11 protein-coding genes, 1 tRNA gene and 2 pseudogenes are annotated in these 18,651 nt (G+C 47.0%); 10 read left to right on the top strand and 4 right to left on the bottom strand.

The annotated features are described in order from the left end of the window. Positions 1-114: 114 nt before the first annotated feature. From cpxP to pfkA, 3 genes are all read left to right on the top strand, one after another. Entirely contained in the window at positions 115-660 is a 546-nt protein-coding gene (cpxP, locus tag EKN56_RS19355; protein WP_130593283.1) for a cell-envelope stress modulator CpxP, read from the top strand. Between the two features lie 167 nt (positions 661-827). Then, a complete protein-coding gene (gene fieF / locus EKN56_RS19350) occupies positions 828-1,706 on the top strand; it encodes a CDF family cation-efflux transporter FieF (protein WP_130593282.1) in 879 nt (292 codons plus the stop codon). 342 nt (positions 1,707-2,048) lie between these two features. Beyond that, on the top strand, positions 2,049-3,011 hold the full coding sequence (gene pfkA, locus EKN56_RS19345; protein ID WP_130593281.1) for a 6-phosphofructokinase: 963 nt from the start codon (positions 2,049-2,051) through the stop codon (positions 3,009-3,011). Positions 3,012-3,082: 71 nt separating this feature from the next. Here the strand turns inward: pfkA and tpiA are convergent, their stop codons facing one another. From tpiA to fpr, 3 genes are all read right to left on the bottom strand, one after another. Continuing rightward, a complete protein-coding gene (gene tpiA, locus EKN56_RS19340) occupies positions 3,083-3,850 on the bottom strand; it encodes a triose-phosphate isomerase (protein WP_130593280.1) in 768 nt (255 codons plus the stop codon). A 173-nt stretch (positions 3,851-4,023) separates the two neighbouring features. After that, on the bottom strand, positions 4,024-4,668 hold the full coding sequence (locus EKN56_RS19335) for a DUF1454 family protein (protein ID WP_130593279.1): 645 nt from the start codon (positions 4,666-4,668) through the stop codon (positions 4,024-4,026). Between the two features lie 174 nt (positions 4,669-4,842). Further along, positions 4,843-5,589 (bottom strand): ferredoxin--NADP(+) reductase, encoded by a 747-nt coding sequence (gene fpr, locus EKN56_RS19330; RefSeq protein WP_130593278.1) that lies wholly within the window; start codon positions 5,587-5,589, stop codon positions 4,843-4,845. A gap of 251 nt (positions 5,590-5,840) precedes the next feature. On the opposite strand from fpr, the gene EKN56_RS19325 reads away from it, so the two are divergent. Continuing rightward, positions 5,841-5,917 (top strand) — tRNA-Pro (locus EKN56_RS19325). Between the two features lie 66 nt (positions 5,918-5,983). Here EKN56_RS19325 and bcsG read toward each other — a convergent pair. Next, a complete protein-coding gene (gene bcsG / locus EKN56_RS19320; protein WP_130593277.1) occupies positions 5,984-7,648 on the bottom strand; it encodes a cellulose biosynthesis protein BcsG in 1,665 nt (554 codons plus the stop codon). A 390-nt stretch (positions 7,649-8,038) separates the two neighbouring features. Between bcsG and bcsR the strand changes: the two genes are divergently transcribed. The 6 genes and pseudogenes from bcsR to bcsC all read left to right on the top strand — a co-directional run bounded on the left by bcsR (position 8,039) and on the right by bcsC (position 18,625). After that, entirely contained in the window at positions 8,039-8,293 is a 255-nt protein-coding gene (bcsR, locus tag EKN56_RS19315; protein WP_130593276.1) for a cellulose biosynthesis protein BcsR, read from the top strand. After that, positions 8,290-9,030: a cellulose biosynthesis protein BcsQ gene (bcsQ, locus tag EKN56_RS19310; RefSeq protein ID WP_130593275.1), complete on the top strand. Its 741-nt coding sequence runs from the start codon at positions 8,290-8,292 to the stop codon at positions 9,028-9,030. The genes bcsR and bcsQ overlap by 4 nt, the downstream gene beginning before the upstream one ends. 2 nt (positions 9,031-9,032) lie before the next feature. Next, positions 9,033-11,646, top strand: a pseudogene (gene bcsA / locus EKN56_RS19305) (UDP-forming cellulose synthase catalytic subunit). After that, positions 11,643-13,982 carry a cellulose biosynthesis cyclic di-GMP-binding regulatory protein BcsB gene (bcsB, locus tag EKN56_RS19300; RefSeq protein ID WP_246019894.1) on the top strand — a complete coding sequence of 780 codons (2,340 nt, stop codon included), beginning with the start codon at positions 11,643-11,645 and terminating at the stop codon, positions 13,980-13,982. Before bcsA ends, bcsB begins: the two are co-directional and overlap by 4 nt. Position 13,983: 1 nt before the next feature. After that, entirely contained in the window at positions 13,984-15,090 is a 1,107-nt protein-coding gene (bcsZ, locus tag EKN56_RS19295) for a cellulose synthase complex periplasmic endoglucanase BcsZ (RefSeq protein WP_246019892.1), read from the top strand. Next, positions 15,090-18,625 (top strand): annotated as a pseudogene (bcsC, locus tag EKN56_RS19290) (cellulose synthase complex outer membrane protein BcsC). Before bcsZ ends, bcsC begins: the two are co-directional and overlap by 1 nt. Positions 18,626-18,651 lie beyond the last annotated feature (26 nt).

Raw genomic sequence — 18,651 nt, 5'->3', positions numbered from 1 at the left:
AGGTGGCGCTAATCCATGACTTTACACACATTTACAAGCACTGACGCTAGTTTTCATCCGCTCGGGTAGACTTCTCTACATCGGTTCAATACGGTGAAGTTTGCGGAGAAGGTGATGCATAAAGCTAATGTATTAATTATGGCATCAATGTTAGCACTGAGTACATCAACAGTGTTGGCCGCAGACACAAAAAACGCTGAAGCTCCAACTGAACCAGTAAATTGTACAGAGACGGAAGCTTGTTTTAGTTCGGTTTCTCCCGCGAATAGCGGCGAAGTGATGAAGACTGAGGTTATGCGCCAGCACGGTTTGTTTGAAGGGTTGAAGTTAACCGCTAAACAACGCCAGCAGATGCGAGACCTGATAAGACAAAATTACCATGATGTTATGCCACAGATGTACCGGGATAACATGGAAGCAATGCATAAGTTAATCATTGCCGACAAATTTGATGAAGATGTAGCGCGTGCACAGGCTGAGGTTATTGCTAAAGCACAGGTTGAAAGACAGGTTGCTTTAGCCCGGGTTAACCACCAGTTTTATAGTTTGTTAACGCCAGAGCAGCAAAAGATATTCAATCATAACCATTCTGAAAGGATGGAGATGATGCAGCATCACTTAGACCAGATGCGCAAATATGATGAATCGGATCCCCAGTAGTAAGAGTATGTAGTTGTAAGTAGTCGTATGTAGTAAATCCTATGATGTATGTTTTTCCTTGCCTTAGACACCATCCATGTCTTCCCCGCCATAGACGGCGGGGTTTTTTTTGCCCAAAAATCGCTATACTAACTGCTTTGACTGATAGTATTCAGGAGCAACAGAACGTGAGCGATCAGTATGGACGACTAGTTAAAACAGCAGCAATCTGCGCGGCAAGTGTGGCATCAGTGTTACTGTTAGTAAAAATTGCAGCCTGGTGGCTTACCGGATCTGTCAGTTTGCTGGCGGCGTTGGTTGATTCCATGGTAGATATTGCCGCTTCTGTCACTAACCTGCTGGTCGTGCGTTATGCTTTACAGCCTGCTGACCATCAGCACACATTTGGCCATGGTAAAGCGGAGTCTTTAGCTGCATTAGCCCAAAGTATGTTTATTAGCGGCTCGGCTATTTTCCTGTTTTTGACCGGTTTCCAACATCTGCTCAATCCTCAACCGATAAAATCTGCCGGTATTGGTATTGTGGTTACCGTTATTTCATTAATGAGTACCATTGGTTTAGTGACTTTTCAGCGTTGGGTGGTAAGAAAAACGCAAAGTCAGGCGATTCGTGCTGATATGCTACATTATCAGTCAGATATCTTTATGAATGGGGCTATTCTGGCGGCATTAGGTTTGAGCCTTTATGGCTTCTTGCATGCGGATGCGATCTTTGCTTTAGGTATCGGCTGCTACATTTTATATAGTGCATTAACGATGGCCTATGATGCGGTGCAAACACTGTTGGACAGAGCATTACCGGACGAAGAACGGCAGGAGATTATGGATATTGCACTGTCGAAGCCGGGTATCATGGGGGCTCACGATCTCCGTACCCGCCAATCAGGCCCCACTCGTTTTATTCAACTGCATGTGGAAATGGCAGACGAGCTACCACTGATTGATGCGCATAAAATTGCCGATGATGTAGAGCAGGATATATTAAAACGTTTTCCCAACTCAGAGGTTATTATCCATCAGGACCCTTGTTCCGTGATGGTATCCTGAAGGTGATCTCCGCTTGAGAATGAGTCAGATTACCCATTAGCAGAAACTTATTTCGGGACGATAAAAAAATAATTCTTTTATCTATATTAATTATTACCGTTTTTAACTTAAACTGAATCAATTCAGCAAATCATGTTTGCTATACTGATACATCAAAGTCAGCAGACATTAGTCTGAAATGTAGTCAACAGGATTAAAGCCCGGGGATTACCCTACATAATTCGCCCGGTGCATTTAATTGATAACCACGAGCCTGACGGCTCACTATGTTTCACCGTCATGCAAGGCATGGCATTTCGTGGAACGATATCTAAAATAACATCTGTCAGTTTAGAGGTGGTCATGATCAAAAGAATCGGCGTTTTAACGAGTGGTGGTGATGCACCGGGAATGAATGCGGCAATCCGTGGTGTTGTACGTGCTGCTCTTTCTCAGGGATTGGAAGTTGTTGGTATTTACGATGGCTATCAGGGGCTGTGTGAAGATCGCATGGAACAGTTAGATCGCTATAGTGTATCTGACGTTATTAACCGTGGTGGTACCTTCCTGGGTTCTGTTCGTTATCCGGAATTTAGAGATCCTGCCATTCGTGAAGTTGCGATAGAGAACCTGAGACGCAGAAATATCGACGCGCTGGTGGTTATTGGTGGTGATGGTTCCTATATGGGAGCGAAATTGCTGACAGAGCGTGGTTTCCCATGTATTGGTTTACCAGGAACTATCGATAACGACGTAGCCGGTACCGACTACACCATCGGTTTCTTTACTGCGCTGGGTACTGTGGTTGAAGCTATTGACCGCCTGCGTGATACCTCTTCATCTCACCAACGTATCTCGATTGTTGAAGTCATGGGCCGTCACTGCGGTGATTTGACTCTGGCTGCGGCCATTGCTGGTGGTTGTGAATTTATCGTTTTACCTGAAATTGAATTCGATCGCGATGAGCTGGTAAAAGAGATCATGGCCGGTATTGGCAAAGGTAAGAAACATGCAATCGTGGCTATCACCGAACACATTTGTGATATCGATGAACTGGCCAGATATATTCAGGAAAAAACCCATCGTGATACGCGTGCCACCGTGCTGGGCCACATTCAACGTGGTGGGTCGCCGGTGCCTTACGATCGTATTTTAGCTTCCCGTATGGGCGCTTATGCCATTGACTTACTGCTGGAAGGTCATGGTGGTCGCTGCGTGGGCATTCAGAATGAGAAGATGGTTCATCACGATATTATTGATGCTATTGAAAATATGAAGCGTCCGTTTAAGAGCGACTGGTTGAAGACGGCAAAAGAGCTGTTCTAATTCCGTCTGAGCATATTTATCGTGACAAAAAAACCCGGAATATCCGGGTTTTTTTATGAATAAAAAAGAGGTTATGCTTTTTTAGCTGCCGCCGCCGCTTTAACGATTACCGCAAAAGCATCGGCTTTTAATGATGCACCGCCAACCAGAGCTCCATCAATGTCCGGCTGAGAGAATAATTCCGCAGCGTTGCTGGCATTAACAGAACCGCCGTACTGGATAATCACTTGAGCAGCCACTTTGGCATCATGCTTGGCAATATGATCACGGATGAATTTGTGAACGGCTTGTGCCTGAGCAGGTGTTGCTGATTTACCGGTGCCAATTGCCCAAACAGGTTCATAAGCAATCACGCTGTTTCCAAACGCTGGCGCACCCATAGTTTTCAATACGGCATCCAGTTGTTTCGCACAAACGGCTTCGGTTTGACCGGCTTCGTTTTCTGCTTCAGTTTCACCGATGCACAGCACAGGAATTAAGCCAGCTTCTTTTACAACGGCAAATTTCTCAGCTATCACTTCGTCGCTTTCTTTGTGATAAGTACGACGCTCTGAGTGACCGATAATGACGTATTTCATGCCAATGTCTTTTAGCATATTGGCTGACGTTTCGCCGGTGAATGCACCTGAAAGGTTGATATCAACGTTTTGAGCACCCAGCATAATATGACTACCAGAAGCCTGGTGTTTTGCCTGATCCAGATAAATAAATGGTGGAGCAATCGCAATATCACAACCATCTACACTGCTGACTTCTTTACGCAGGCCATCGATCAGTTCGTTGACCATATGTCTGCTGCCGTTGAGTTTCCAGTTTCCCATAACTAATGGATGACGCATGTTTTTTCTCCAATCAGATTATACGGTAATAACTTTCATTACAGTGAGTTAGTGACTTAAAGCATTTGATAGTGCGTTAGTGCCAATATCAATTTGTTCCATAGTATAGAACGACTTAATGCTTAGGGTTTAGCTTTTATTCGTTGTTAGCGGCGTATCTTATTTTCTATGAATTACTTGTCAGATAGCGACAGCTTAATCGGTTCAATAGCGAATGTTATACCTTTTTCACGATGATCGGCTATAACAAAACGCAATGTCCCTTCAGTTTGTTGATAGAAGGACGCTCCTTTGCCCTTTTCCAGCAGTTCAATGGATTTCTTTTGGCACTTTTCTGCTGATAATGTGGGTTCAAACAAATTGATAAATGCGCTCATATAGCTGATTAGCACTGCTTTGTTTGCCTTTTCTGCTTTAGCAATCTCTTCTGGCTTCTCTGTTTTTTCTTCTGATGGAATGGGGGGCAGATAAGTCAGTTGTAAACTTTTAATGGTGCGTTGGCTTTTATCAATAGCCACGGAAGAGTACAGCGTGCTGTTAATCCGACTGGCAGCGCGAAGCAGGGGAGATTTGACCTCCAGCGTTTTGATGGTCTTATATTCCCCTAATGGCAGAGTAGGATTGGCGGTTGAGAATTTTTCTCTGAACTGAGCAATCGTCAGACTAAATGAAGGGGCATCTTCTCTAAGATAGGGAGCTACAGCGGGTTCAGTGGCGGTTGATTCCGTTGATGGAGGAGGCAGATTCTCCTGAGCTGCAAATGACACAGAACTTAACATCAGCACTAAAAAGAGTGTGCCGGAAATTCCAGATTTCATTAATGTTGAGTATTCTGATCGCATGTCATTCATATATATCACTAATCTATAAGAGATAATGTCTGATTAAAACCTGTTGTGCCTGGCTTGTCAAAAGCATGTCTCTAAATTTATTGCGTTGCCTGTGATTTATCAGACAACGCGATCTAACCAACATTCGCTCTTTTACTGAATTTACCAATATTGTTCACTGGTAATATGGCCTGGTTTTCTGCGTAAGTGTTTGGCCATATTGCGTTGTTGTTTGAGCAATTGTTGGGTGTCTTTTGTCATTTCCGGGTTACCGCAAAGCATGACGTGGCTTTGCTCCGGGCTAATGGTTAACCCGACAGCGGATTCCAACTCGCCACTTTCAATTAATGCCGGAATACGACCAAACAGAGAGCCGGCACTTTTTTCCCGACTAACCACCGTTTGAATACGCAGTTTTCCCTGATAGCGTTTTTCCAGTTCACGCATCAAAGGCAGATAGCTGAGGTCCTGACTGTAGCGAGCTGCGTGAACCAAAACGATGTGATTAAAACGTTCCAGATCTTCACCTGCCTGAAGAATCGAGAGAAATGGCCCAATCGCGGTACCGGTGGATAGCATCCAAAGGGTATCAACGGCAGGAACTTCTTCCAGTACAAAGAATCCTGCGGCGTCCAGCGTAACCATAACGGAATCGCCAGCCTTTAATTGGTGAAGATGAGGGCTGAGCTTACCTTCCGGTACGGTGACCAGATAAAATTCAAGTTCAGGATTTCCGGGGGCATTAACATAAGAGTAGGCTCTCTGAACTCGCTCTCCTCCAATGTCCAGGGCGAGTTTGGCAAACTGACCTGCAGTAAACGGTCGTACAGGGGCATGTATACGCAGGCTGAATAAGTTGTCTGTCCAATTATCTACCCGTGTTACCGTGCCTGAAACCCAATCAGCCATGAGTTTTCCCCTCAGTATGTTGTTGCATGTTGTATAACCAGAAAAGTGTCTGGAACCAAAAGTCTGGAGAGTTAATTAGAATATCACTTCCTGTTAACAATTATGAGTAAATTAACCGAAGAAAAACACGCTTATCTGTTTGATGTGGGTGAATTATCTGCGGTTTGCTGCATTTATCTCCGGTCGGCTGCAGGATGATGGAAAGCAGTTGACCTTACATTGTGGCAGCAGTAACATGCGCGTCAATTCGACGGCGAGTAGCGCAGCTTGGTAGCGCAACTGGTTTGGGACCAGTGGGTCGGAGGTTCGAATCCTCTCTCGCCGACCAGATTAAAAACCCCTGATGGTGAAAGCTATCAGGGGTTTTGCTTTTTATCTCGGTTGAACGGGTTACTTATTGTGGATAAGGCACCCAGTCGGCATTATTCAACCTGATATAGGTCTTATCCTGATATTTCATCACTACCGTACCTGAGGTTTCTGATATTGCCGGCGTTTGCGGTAGATTGTCCGTTAGTTTTTGCCAGTCAATGCTGTCTTGAGTGAACAACTTACCGTCCAGCGAGCGGCTAGCCAGTTCAGAAATAGCCAGATAGCTACTCGGGGAAGTAATGTGCAGCGGCTCAGATTGCGCAGGCGCTTTTGCACCAACAATTCGAATACCAACAGGAATATGGGTAATGCTTGGGCTGGGAATATCACGCAGGCCAGAAACCTGCATTTTGTCACCCACCAGTGCGGCGCCGTGCTCTGGTACTACCATCACCATCACTTTGCGACCAGACTTGTCCAGTTCATCCAAAAAATTGTCCAGATCGTCAAACAAATCCTGCAGGCGTTTTTTGTATTCCACCGGTTTGTTAGTGGCAAGACTTCGGTTACCGTCGTGCAGCTCAATAGTATTATAGAATGTGACAGTACGAGGTGAATCGTCTTTTTGTCGGGATTCCAGCCACTCGGTCAACATACTCAAGTCGCGGTAGAGTGGTTCACCATCAAAGGAGGTTAATTCTGCTTTGGCATTCCCAAAAGGCAATGGCGTGGCTTGAATACCCGCATACTCACGCAGTTGTTTCAAATAATCGCCAAAAGCACCGGAATGGTCCATTACCAACTCATTTTTAAATCCTAACTGCGCCAGTTCGTTGAACAGATAACAGCGCTGATCCGCTGCTTTATACAGAGCGGTATGAGAGGACTGACCACAGCTGGCCCGGGAGATGCGAATGGCAGCGGGCCCACTGTATGAAGTGGCCGAGTTAAAATTATCAAACACGATATTCATCTTTTTCCAGACTGGATGGTCTGCCAGACCAACTGCCTGCATATCTGACCAGGAGAGAGAACAGATATTGATGATTAACAAATCAAAAGGCTGGGCATCAGCAGGTAATGATGTCGGAAATTCGGTATGCAAACCCTGTTGAGTCTGAATAAATTTATCGTAATAAGCGGTAAGGTTCTGGGAGGTTGGCGGTCCCAGCGCTTCCGATTGCGAACTGTCTGTGGTACCCGGCTGAGTCGGTGTATTAGTCGATGGCGTATTGGTGGTTGCTGTCGCCGGCATCAAGTTGAATGATGGCCCACCAATAGTGATAACGTTTAGCCATACTAAAGCGGCAACCACAAAAGGTGTAATACGCACCCATTGAGAAATAAACAGATAGCCAACTAACAGCGCAAAACCCGCACCCACCCAGCTCCAGTTAATAAAGCGCTGTACGAATTCCACCATATAATCAAAGCTGAGGGCCGTTGCCTGACTGCGTAAACTAATAATGCTTTGAATACCCGGAAGCCAGGTATCATAGTAAAACAGCGCGATACCTACCGGAATAGCGATCCAGTTGCGGATTTTTCTGAGCCAGCCAGCCGGTAGTGGAAACAGTAAAAAGGCGACGAAAACCAGATTTTCCAGAGGATGGAAATTAAGATACCCACCCCATAGCAGTGCAAACTTTATCAGAAAGTAGTAATTCCAGCCGCTTAACCCCTGCCAGTTTTTCCACAGGCTGTTATCCGGAGAGAGGGACTGAGAGGATATTTTCTCGTTATTCATAATATCTGTTTAAGTTATCCACAATAATCATGTTGGCAGAGTTTTTTCACCTGTTTTCACAGACAGAGATTAATCCAATAATATCCGCAAGCTGATATAAATTAAGGTTTCAGGCGAATGGATTAGCAGCGTGAAATAACATCCTGTCTCTTTATCACTATGAATAAAACAGAAATTCCATTTTTTTGTACTCACGACTCTGTTATTATTTCAACCGAATTCTGTGGGAAAACCTGTTTATTTATTTTTTAATTTAACACAGAAAAATTCATGTTGCGTATTCATAGAAAAACTATCAGGTAATACCACGTTTTTTTAGCTTCTTGCGCCAGCAAAATGATTTTTATCAGCTAAAATTAACTACATAGCCTGCATTACTGAGTTATCAAAATGAACAATGATGTCACAGGAATCCAATGGAACCTGAGGCAAGGACGCAAAACAGAAATAGAAAACCGGCTACCCGGACAAGCGGTGGCAAAAGAGTATCAGAATGATATTGCCGCGGTAATGACGGCTTATCATCTTACTTCGCTGGAATATCAGGATCTTTCTCATCAGGGCGCGCTGCGGGAAGCGTTTCTACGTTGGCCATTACTGTCAGAAATATTATCTGAGTCAACCTCAGATAAGGTTGGTTCGTGACGATTCTGGCAATGCAGGGTATTCGCGGTGGTTGCGGTACTACAGCGGTGTGTGCTTCGCTGGCCTGGGCTCTTGCTCAAACAGGGCAGTCAGTGTTGGTGGTTGATTTCAGTATCAGCAACTTACTGCGTCTTCATTTTAACCATGCATGGGATAGTAAAGAAGGCTGGGCGTCAACGCTAAAATTACAGCCATCTTCTCCACCGATTATTTCCTACGCGTCGGGAATTGATTATCTGCCTTTTGGTTTTGCTGAAAAAGAAACATATTCCCTAATCAATGAAGGGTTATTTAACCAAAAACAACATCAACCCAATAAATTACCTGACTTCTTATCTTTTCTTTCATCGAATGATTATCAATGGATAATTATTGATTGTTCTTCCACGCTTTCGTCTTTAAATGAATTATCCAATTCGTTGGCTGATATTAATCTGGTTCTGTTAAATCCGGATGTAGAGAGCCACGTTTTACTGAAACAAAAGACATTTCCACTGAATAGTTATTTTCTGATTAATGGCTTTTTACCAACAAGTTTAATACAGCAAGATGTCAGCCATATTTGGCAGCAAAGCTTATCAAATCTGGTTCCTGCTATTTTGCACCGTGATGAGGCGATGGCGGAGTCGCTGGCGGTTAAGAAAACTTCAGGTGAGTACCAGCCTGGTAGCCTGATAGCTCAGGACGTTCATCAACTGGCATTGTGGTGCCAGAACCTTGATAAACAAGGGTCCTGACTATGCATCCATTCAAGTCTCTGTTCAGTTTATTCATTCCTACGGCACCGCTGAGTCGGTTGGTTGCCCGTTATAATGGATATCGTCAACAGAAGACTTCCGCCATCACGGCATTTCTGTATTGTGTTGGTTATGCTGTTTTATGGACGGTATTCTGTCTGGAATCACCGGCCTGGCAGCGAGTCAGAGAACAACATAATCGATTATTTCCCCAGATTTCTGATGTTCGCCCTCGTTTGGCTGATATTTTGCGTTATTCCGTACAAAGTCTGTGGCTGATTGTCATTCGTCAAGAGAGCGCCCCTTCGTTTTTATTTTTACGTCGGGGATGGCAAAAATTCAGACAGTGGTTGAGCGCAAGACATCAACAGATAAACAGCTGGCTGCATAGCTTACCTGAGTATGTCAGAGCGAATCAGTTAGAACATCGTTCAGAGCAGCGTTTAAAAAATCTTAGCCCGACATTAAGACGCACGGTATTTATCATTTGTAGCCTGCTAGCGGGCATACTGGCGATTATTTGTATCTCCCAGCCGTTCGATCTGTTTGCCCAGTTTATCTTTGTTCTGCTGCTCTGGGGCATTGCCATGGTGATGCGCCGTATTCCGGGCCGCTTTGCCTCTTTGATGATGATTGTACTGTCACTGACAATTTCATCTCGCTATATCTGGTGGCGATATACCTCGACCCTTAACTGGGATGACCCGGTGAGTCTGGTTTGTGGGTTGCTATTACTGGCGGCAGAAACCTATGCCTGGATCGTGCTGGTATTGGGCTTTTTTCAGGCGGTATGGCCACTTCATCGCAAACCGGTCCCCTTGCCGGAAGATGTCACTTCCTGGCCCAGCGTCGATATTATGGTACCTACCTATAACGAAGGGCTGAACGTGGTTAAACCCACAATTTATGCCGCATTGGGAATTGACTGGCCGGAAGATAAGCGAACTATCTACATTCTGGATGATGGTAATCGACCTGAGTTTCGGGCATTTGCTGAAGAGGTTGGGGTAAAATATATTGCCCGCCCAACCCATGAACACGCTAAAGCCGGTAATATCAACCATGCCCTGAAGCAGGCTACCAGCGAATTTGTGGCTATTTTTGACTGTGACCATGTGCCAACGCGCTCTTTTTTGCAACTGACCATGGGTTGGTTTTTTAAAGACAAAAAGTTGGGAATGATACAAACCCCCCATCATTTTTTCTCGCCGGACCCTTTTGAACGTAATCTGGGTTCTTTCCGTAAAATGCCAAACGAAGGTAACCTGTTTTACGGCTTGCTTCAGGATGGCAATGACACCTGGGATGCGACATTCTTCTGTGGTTCCTGTGCGATTATGCGCAGAACTGCATTAGATGAAGTGGGCGGTATTGCGGTTGAAACCGTGACGGAAGATGCGCACACCTCGTTGCGCTTGCACCGTGCCGGCCTATATTCGTATTCCACTGGCGGCAGGATTAGCAACCGAAACGCTGTCAGCCCATATTAGCCAGCGTATTCGCTGGGCACGGGGCATGGTACAAATTTTCAGATTGGATAATCCACTGCTGGGCAAAGGGCTAAAACTGGCTCAGCGCCTGTGTTATGCCAATGCGATGTTGCATTTCCTGTCAGGCGTTCCGCGACTGATATTTTTAACCGCACCGTTGGCATTCCTCTATTTCCACGCCTATATCATTTATGCGCCGGCATTGGCGATAGCGCTGTATGTATTGCCCCATATGATTCACGCCAGCCTGACTAACTCCCGTATTCAGGGACGGTTTCGTCACTCGTTCTGGAGTGAAATTTATGAGACGGTACTGGCCTGGTATATCGCCCGCCCGACTACCGTTGCGTTACTGAATCCCCATAAGGGCAAATTTAACGTCACCGCTAAAGGTGGGCTGGTGGAAGAGAGCCATCTCGACTGGATTATCTCTCGCCCCTATTTCTTGCTGGTCTTACTCAACGCAGCGGGTCTGTTGGCTGCCGGATGGCGTATGTATTACGGACCAGGCAATGAGATCCCTACGGTTCTGGTCAGTGCAATATGGGTTATCTATAACCTGATTATTTTAGGTGGCGCTATAGCGGTTTCTATTGAAGCCAAACAAATCAGGAACTCACCCCGCATTCAAATTGCTATGCCGGCCGCGATTGCCCGTGAAGATGGGTATCTATTCCCTTGTACGTTGAGAGATTACTCCGATGCAGGGGTTGGTATAGAGATGAATGCGCCAGAGCTGGTAGCTAAGGGCGATAAACTGACTTTGATGTTAACCCGGGGAGATCGCGAATATGCCTTCCCCCGTCAGGTGATGCGCTCATTCAACGAGACCGTTGGCGTTCAGCTTCATCTGACCACCACACAGCAACATATTGATTTTATGCAATGTACTTTTGCCCGGGCAGACACCTGGGCGTTATGGCAAGAAAGCGTACCGGAAGATAAACCGATGAGCAGCATGCGTGATGTGCTGATGTTGGGCTTACACGGTTATCAACGGATGCTGGAATACTCACCTCCATTTTTATATTCCATTTTGGGGCGTATGGCGTCGGTTATTGTTTGGTTAATTTCGTTTTTACCTCGGCGGGTTAATCAGCCCAAAACAGAAGTGGCAACAGTATGAATAAAATGAAATCTGAAGTGATATTTACTGGTGTAGCGAAACGTCGCTGGCTGGGGATTGTTCTGCTCAGTCTGGCAGGTGCTACCTATGCGCAGACTACGGATACTCCGCAGGTTGTTGATGCTGATGTGCAAAATAGCGCAGCACCCGTAGCGCCACAGGTGGAGCCGATGCCAATCGTTCCGGGAGCACCGGTGCGTAATGACTCACTCTCTTTTAAAACACTGGCACCGGAAGGCAGTCTGGTTTTAAGAGGGGTACAGAGCGTTGCGCAGATGACGTTCACTGTGCGTAGTGATGAAGTAGTATCTCAGGCGGCACTGAATCTGGACTATACCGTTTCGCCTGCACTATTACCGTTACTCTCCCATATTAAAGTCTATCTGAATGATGAACTGATGGGGGTTGTGCCGGTAAATCAGGACTCTCCGGGGAAGAAAGGGGCGATTAATTTGCCGCTGGATGCCCGCTATATCAGCGATTTTAACCGCATTCGTCTGGAGCTGGTGGGACATTATAAGGATGTCTGTGAAGACCCAACCCATAGCAGTATCTGGATTGATGTAAGTAAAAGCAGTTCGGTAGCGTTGACCTATCAGGGACTGGAAGTGAATAACGATCTTTCCCGTTTTCCTGAGCCGTTCTATGACAGTCGGGATTTCCGTCCGTTAAATTTACCGATGATTTTCAATTCAGCGCCGGATAGTGACCAGCAAAAAGCGGCGGCAATTTTAGCGTCCTGGTTTGGTGTGAATGCACAATGGCGGGGCCAGAACTTCCCGGTATTGTATAACCAACTGCCAGAGAGCAACGGCGTGGTTTTTGCCACTAACGACTGGCGCCCGGATTTCCTGAAGGACTACCCGAAAGTTGATGCACCAACGGTTGAGATAATATCCCACCCGACAAATCCGTATATCAAGCTATTACTGGTGTTGGGGCGTGACAACAAAGATTTACTGACTGCAGTACAGGGCATCGCTCAGGGAGAACCGTTATTCCGTGGCCAGAGCGTGACTATTGATAGCGTAAAACAGCTATTACCTCGCCAGCCTTACGATGCACCTAACTGGGTAAGAACCGATCGTCCGGTACGATTAGCTGAACTGACGACTTACCCGGAACAACTCAGCGTTTCTGGTGGGCGTTTGCCGCCGATCGATCTGGACATGAAATTACCGCCCGATCTGTTTTTATTGCGCAGTCAGGGTATCGCGCTAAATCTTAAATATCGCTATACACCCCCTCCTTATGTGGATGATTCTCGCTTAAATGTCAGTCTGAATAATCGTTTTTTACAGGCGTTTCCATTGAAGCCTTATGAGTCGAATAAGCTGCAGGTACTGCATATTCCGTTGATTCAGGGATTGAGCAGTACTGATGAAGAAGTGATGATTCCAGCTTTCCAACTGGATGGAAATAACAAACTGCGTTTCGATTTTGATTTCGTTTCAAATATTGGTGCCAGCACCACTGACGTATGTCGTACCATGACGCCGGTAAAACATGAAGCAGTGGTTGATGGTGACTCAACTATCGATTTTTCTGGTTATCGCCACTATCTGGCGATGCCTGCATTGAAAACCTTTGCTCAGTCAGGTTTCCCATTCAGTCGCATGGCGGACTTATCGGAAACGTTAGTGGTGATGCCTGAAAACCCAACGGCAGAACAATTAACGCTGCTGTTTAACGTGATGGGGCAGATGGGGGCCAATATTGGCTATCCGGCGTTGGGGATTGAACTGACGGCTAAACCGGATGCGAAACAGCACGCAGATAAAGATCTGTTGGTGTTAAGCGGTATTCCGAAAGATTTGGATGCCAGAAATCAACCACAAATACTGATTGAGCAGGCAAAGAGCCAGCTTAACCGTCCGGAAAAAAATAATCTGGAACTGCATACAGTTGATTTCGATAAGCCGAGTACCGAACCAACACCGCAGGCTAATGCGGCGGTTTCATCAGATGGACCCATTGGTGCCATAACCGGCTTTCAGTCTCCTTATAACGAGCAGCGCAGTGTGGTTGCTCTGATGGCCAGCGGTGACAGCGGTTATCAACTACTGGATGAAGCCTGGCGCGATAGCGGCAAACGCGCGGCGATTGCCGGGTCGGTTTCCATTGTGCGTAACTCCGGCGTAAATAGTATTCGGGTTGGCGATACCTATTATGTTGGCTATCTGCCATGGTGGGACAAACTCTGGTTTAAGCTATCTGAACACCCGGTGTGGCTGGCCGTATTTGCCGTTTTCAGCGTGATTCTGGTGGCATTAATGCTCTGGCGTGGCCTGCGAGCAATAAGCCGTCGTCGCTTAAACCCGGATGAAGATAAATAATATGAAACGCTTGGTGATGATGTTCTGTTGCTGTCTTATCGCCGGTCAGGCGTGGGCAGATAGCTGCTACTGGCCACAGTGGCAGCGTTTTTCTCAGCAATATATCAGCCGTGAAGGGCGGGTTATCGACCCCACTGACGGTAACAACATCACCACCTCAGAAGGACAGAGCTACGGACTGTTTTTTGCACTCGTGGCGAATGATCGTAATCGATTCGATCAGATTTTGAACTGGACAGAGAATAATCTGGCCGCTGGCGATCTGACGGCTCGCTTACCCGGTTGGCTATGGGGTAAAAAACTGGATAACAGTTGGGGGATTCTGGATACTAATTCCGCATCTGATTCTGATCTGTGGATAGCCTACACGCTGCTGGAAGCCGGACGGCTTTGGCGCTCCCGTGGTTATCAGGTAATGGGTACTTTGCTATTACAACGTATTGTCAGGGAAGAGGTCGCGAAGATACCGGGATTGGGTTTCATGCTGATGCCTGGAAAAGCTGGTTTTATCGAATCTGATCGCTGGCGGTTGAACCCCAGTTATCAACCGCCACAACTGTTATCTCGTCTCGCTCAAACCGACAAGATTTGGGGTGAAGTTGCAGAGAGCAACCGTAAGCTATTACTTGAAGCGGCACCTGCGGGAGTTGCTGCTGATTGGGTGGTCTGGCAGAAAGAGAAAGGTTGGCAAACAGACGGTAAAACCGGAGCAACCGGCGACTACAATGCGATTCGGGTCTATTTATGGCTTGGCATGCTGGCAGAAGATGCGCCGGGAAAAGCAGAACTGATAGCCCACTATCAACCAATGGCTAAACTGACGCAGGATACGGGCTTACCACCAGAAACGGTAGATACTCAAACCGGTAAAGCTACCGGTACCGGGCCAGTTGGTTTTTCTGCTGCACTATTACCATTTTTAGCGGGTTCCCCGGCTCAGGCAGTTCAACGCGAACGGGTCGTGAATAATCTTCCGGGTGCAGATGCTTATTACAGTAGCGTGTTAACTCTTTTCGGTCTCGGTTGGGATCAACAATATTATCGCTTTAATCAACAGGGAGAGTTGCAGGTTTCTTGGGAGAAAGATACATGCAAAATTACCCACTGATTTCAAACTACACTATGAAACTTTATCATCGGCTTTTTCCCGTGGTGGGTACAGTGCATCGCATTGCACCGATACTCTCCTTTACGCTACTTCCTTTTACTCTCTCACCCCTTGGCGTATTAGCCGCAGACAGCGTATCGCCTGAAGCCTGGTTGCAGGAACAAATTCGTATTGGTGAATCAGCTCATCGGGATGATTTGGTGAAAGAATCCCTTTATCGATTGGAGAAGATCAGCCCGAATGCGCCTGAAACGTTAGCCGCTCAAATTAGATACGCGTTGCGTCAGGGAGATATGACCACCGCGACTCGCCAACTGGAACAGTTAAGAAAGCTACAGCCTGATTCGGATACTTATTTGAGTGCTAAACTCGAAATTGAGCTGGCGCAGCCAGAAGGAAAAAACAAACTACAACAGGCTCGGCTACTGGCAACGGGTGGACAACTGGCTCAGGCTAAAGCGGCTTATGATGAACTGTTTTCAGGCAAGGCACCTACACTGGAGCTGGCGATTGAATACTGGAATGTTGTGAAAAAAATTCCCGGTCAGCGAGATTATGCATTACAGCAGATGCAAGTGCTGCAAAAACGCTTTCCAGCTTCAAATGCGTTAAGTATGTCCATTGCGCAGCTCTTATTTGATGAAGGAAAAGAGCAACAGGCTTATCAGGTACTGGAAAAGTTGGCGGCCAGTCCCGGTGGTGTCAGTAGTGCAGCCGAACTGTGGTATAGCAAACTAAAAGATATACCGGCTTCGGATCGGAGTGTTGCTCAGTTGCAACACTTCATCACCCTCTTTGAAGGTCAGCCGGAGGTAGCTGATGCCAGAGAAGAGCTGGTGCGCCAGCAGACATTGCTACAAGACCCACGTTATCGCGCCAGAGTCCGGGGACTGGAACAGGTGGACAGTGGCGGCGGTCGTAATGCGATTCCTTCACTAAAACAGGCGCTGAGTGCTTCACCGAATGATGCTGAATTGCTGATTGCGTTAGGGCAGGCCTATGCCCGAGCTGGAAACAGTCAGCAGGCTTTAGCGCAGTTTGATAAAGCCAAAGCGAGCAATACGGCAGGTGTTTATGCTTCCAAGCTGGATAGTTTGATTAAAACCAATCGTTACTGGTTAATCATCGATCGGGCGGACAGTGCCCTGAAAAATAAACAGTTGGATCAGGCTGAAACCTTATACCGTCAGGCCAGTGCTATTGATGGTACGGATGCGCAAGGACTGATTGGTTTAGGTGATGTAGAGATGGCCCGCAATAATGTGGCGGCGGCAGAATCTTACTATAAACAGGCACTGCGTCGTGAGCCGGATAGCCGTAGTGCCGTTAGCTCGCTGGTTTCGCTATATGAAAAGCAGTCACCAGAAAAAGCGTTGAGCTATATTCAGAGCCTGCCGGGCTATATGAAAAACCGCATGCGTAGCTCACTTAATGAATTAACCGCAAGTAGCCTGAAACAGCAAGCGGAAGATCTTGCTGCTGCCGGTAAACCGGCTGAAGCAGAAACGAAATACCTTCAGGCTCAGAAAATGACCCCTGATGATGTTTGGCTAACTTATCGTCTGGCCGGTGTGATGCGCGCACAGGGCAAAAATGCTCAGGCCGATTCGCTATTTAGTCGGGCGATGCTGCCTCATCAACAAGATGCTGACTGGATATATGCGCATTCACTCTATTTGTCCGGCAGTGGTCGTGAAGCTCAGGCACTGGCCCAGCTACAAACGTTGGGTCAGGCAAAGTGGAATGACAACATTCGTGAACTGGATACTCGTCTGAAAACGTCGCAAATCCTGCAACAGGCCCAGCAAATTCGCGAAACAGAAGGGGAACCGGCAGCCATTGCCTGGTTAACACAGCAACCAGCCAGTACCCGTATCGATCTTACCCTGGCTGACTGGGCGATAGAGCGGGAAGATGGTCAACAGGCGCAGGAGCAGTATCAGAAGATTCTGGCCCGGGAGCCGGATAATCAGGATGCTCAACTGAGTGTGATTGAAGCGCAGATTACTGAAGGGGATTTAAATGCCGCCAAAGCTTCCCTGGGTGCACTCTCTATTCAACCTCAAGCCAGCGATATCGGTACCGGGCGTCGTTTAGCCAATGCCTGGTCATTAGTGGGAGATGATGAGCGTGCAGGAGCAATACTGGCCCAATTAAAACCAACCGCACTGCAACCCTCTGCTGAACCATCTATGGATAACGCCCGCCTGTTACGTGATGCCGCGGCGTTTGAGGAAAAAACCGGACATCCTGACGAAGCATTAAATGATTACCGCCATGCGATGACTGCCTATGGGATCACACCTTCAGCGGAGATGGATGATGAGACGTTTACCAAATCTATGCGTAACAACCAGCAGGATGATTGGCTAAAACGAGGAATCAAATCAGACGCGGAATCACTGTATAAACAGCAGTCCACGACAGTGACGCTGGATCATGACTATTGGGGCTCCAGCGGTACGAAAGGGATCTCTGATTTAACCGCTCATACCACCATGCTGCACATTGCTTTTCCTCTACAGCGGGGAACGGCTTTTCTGCGCGGTGATTCGGTCATGATGAATGCGGGGAGTTTTAGTACCGACAGCAGTGGCGTCTATAAAGAGACGTTTGGTACCTGCCGGGAAGTTGGCTGTAGCGACGATCGTAGCCAAAAGAGTAATGGTGTCAGCGTAGCAACCGGCTGGCAGGATGATAACTGGCAGGTGGATATCGGTACCACGCCGATGGGATTTGAGGTTGTTGACTGGGTAGGTGGTGTTGGCTACAGCAATGACTGGCACAATCTGGGATGGACGGTGACTGCTTCCCGCCGGCCAATTTCCAGTTCGTTGTTATCCTTTGGTGGTGCGGTTGATCCTTATACCGGAACCAAATGGGGTGGCGTGCGTAAAAATGGTGTTCAACTGGATTTAAGTTATGACCGCGGCGGGCCGCACGGTGTATGGGGTAATGTTGCTTACCACCAACTGACTGGCAAGAATGTCGCGGATAATCAGCGTATGCAGGCGATGGCCGGTTACTACTATAAAGTGATTAACGAAAACGACCGTCAGGTAAGAGTAGGTTTAAACACCATGTGGTGGCACTACCAGAAAGATTTAAGTGACTACACCTTGGGACAGGGGGGTATTACAGCCCTCAACAGTATCTATCGTTTTCTTTACCGCTGTTATATCGCGAGCGCACAGAAAACTGGTCATGGGAATTGGGTGGTTCAGTATCCATGTCTCATTCATCAACGGATGGCAGTAAGCGTTATCCGTTGCAGGGGCTGATCCCCGATAGTTTACCGGATAAATATGCCACGACTGACAGTAGCAGCAGCAGTGGAACCGGGTATACGGTGCGGGCATTGGTGGAGCGCCGGATTACCTCTCACTGGAGTGTAGGAGCCGGAGTCGATATTCAACAGGCAAAAGACTATACCCCTAGCCATGCGTTGATTTATGTACGCTATGCGCTGGAGCCTTGGTTGGGTGATATGGATTTACCGCCTCAACCACTCACACCTTATGCTGATTTTAAATGAGAGTGAGCCAGATTTCTGAGCGTGGC

This window comes from Limnobaculum zhutongyuii, from assembly GCF_004295645.1.
Classification (GTDB): domain Bacteria; phylum Pseudomonadota; class Gammaproteobacteria; order Enterobacterales; family Enterobacteriaceae; genus Limnobaculum; species Limnobaculum zhutongyuii.
This window is presented reverse-complemented; position numbering and strand designations above follow the sequence as displayed.

Excerpts from the sequence above, each read along its gene's own strand:
- fpr (WP_130593278.1), bottom strand. The coding sequence starts at position 5,589 with ATGGCTGATTGGGTTTCAGGCACGGTAACACGGGTAGATAATTGGACA.
- cpxP (WP_130593283.1), top strand. The coding sequence starts at position 115 with ATGCATAAAGCTAATGTATTAATTATGGCATCAATGTTAGCACTGAGT.
- EKN56_RS19335 (WP_130593279.1), bottom strand. The coding sequence starts at position 4,668 with ATGAAATCTGGAATTTCCGGCACACTCTTTTTAGTGCTGATGTTAAGT.
- bcsR (WP_130593276.1), top strand. The coding sequence starts at position 8,039 with ATGAACAATGATGTCACAGGAATCCAATGGAACCTGAGGCAAGGACGC.
- tpiA (WP_130593280.1), bottom strand. The coding sequence starts at position 3,850 with ATGCGTCATCCATTAGTTATGGGAAACTGGAAACTCAACGGCAGCAGA.
- bcsG (WP_130593277.1), bottom strand. The coding sequence starts at position 7,648 with ATGAATAACGAGAAAATATCCTCTCAGTCCCTCTCTCCGGATAACAGC.
- pfkA (WP_130593281.1), top strand. The coding sequence starts at position 2,049 with ATGATCAAAAGAATCGGCGTTTTAACGAGTGGTGGTGATGCACCGGGA.
- bcsB (WP_246019894.1), top strand. The coding sequence starts at position 11,643 with ATGAATAAAATGAAATCTGAAGTGATATTTACTGGTGTAGCGAAACGT.
- bcsZ (WP_246019892.1), top strand. The coding sequence starts at position 13,984 with ATGAAACGCTTGGTGATGATGTTCTGTTGCTGTCTTATCGCCGGTCAG.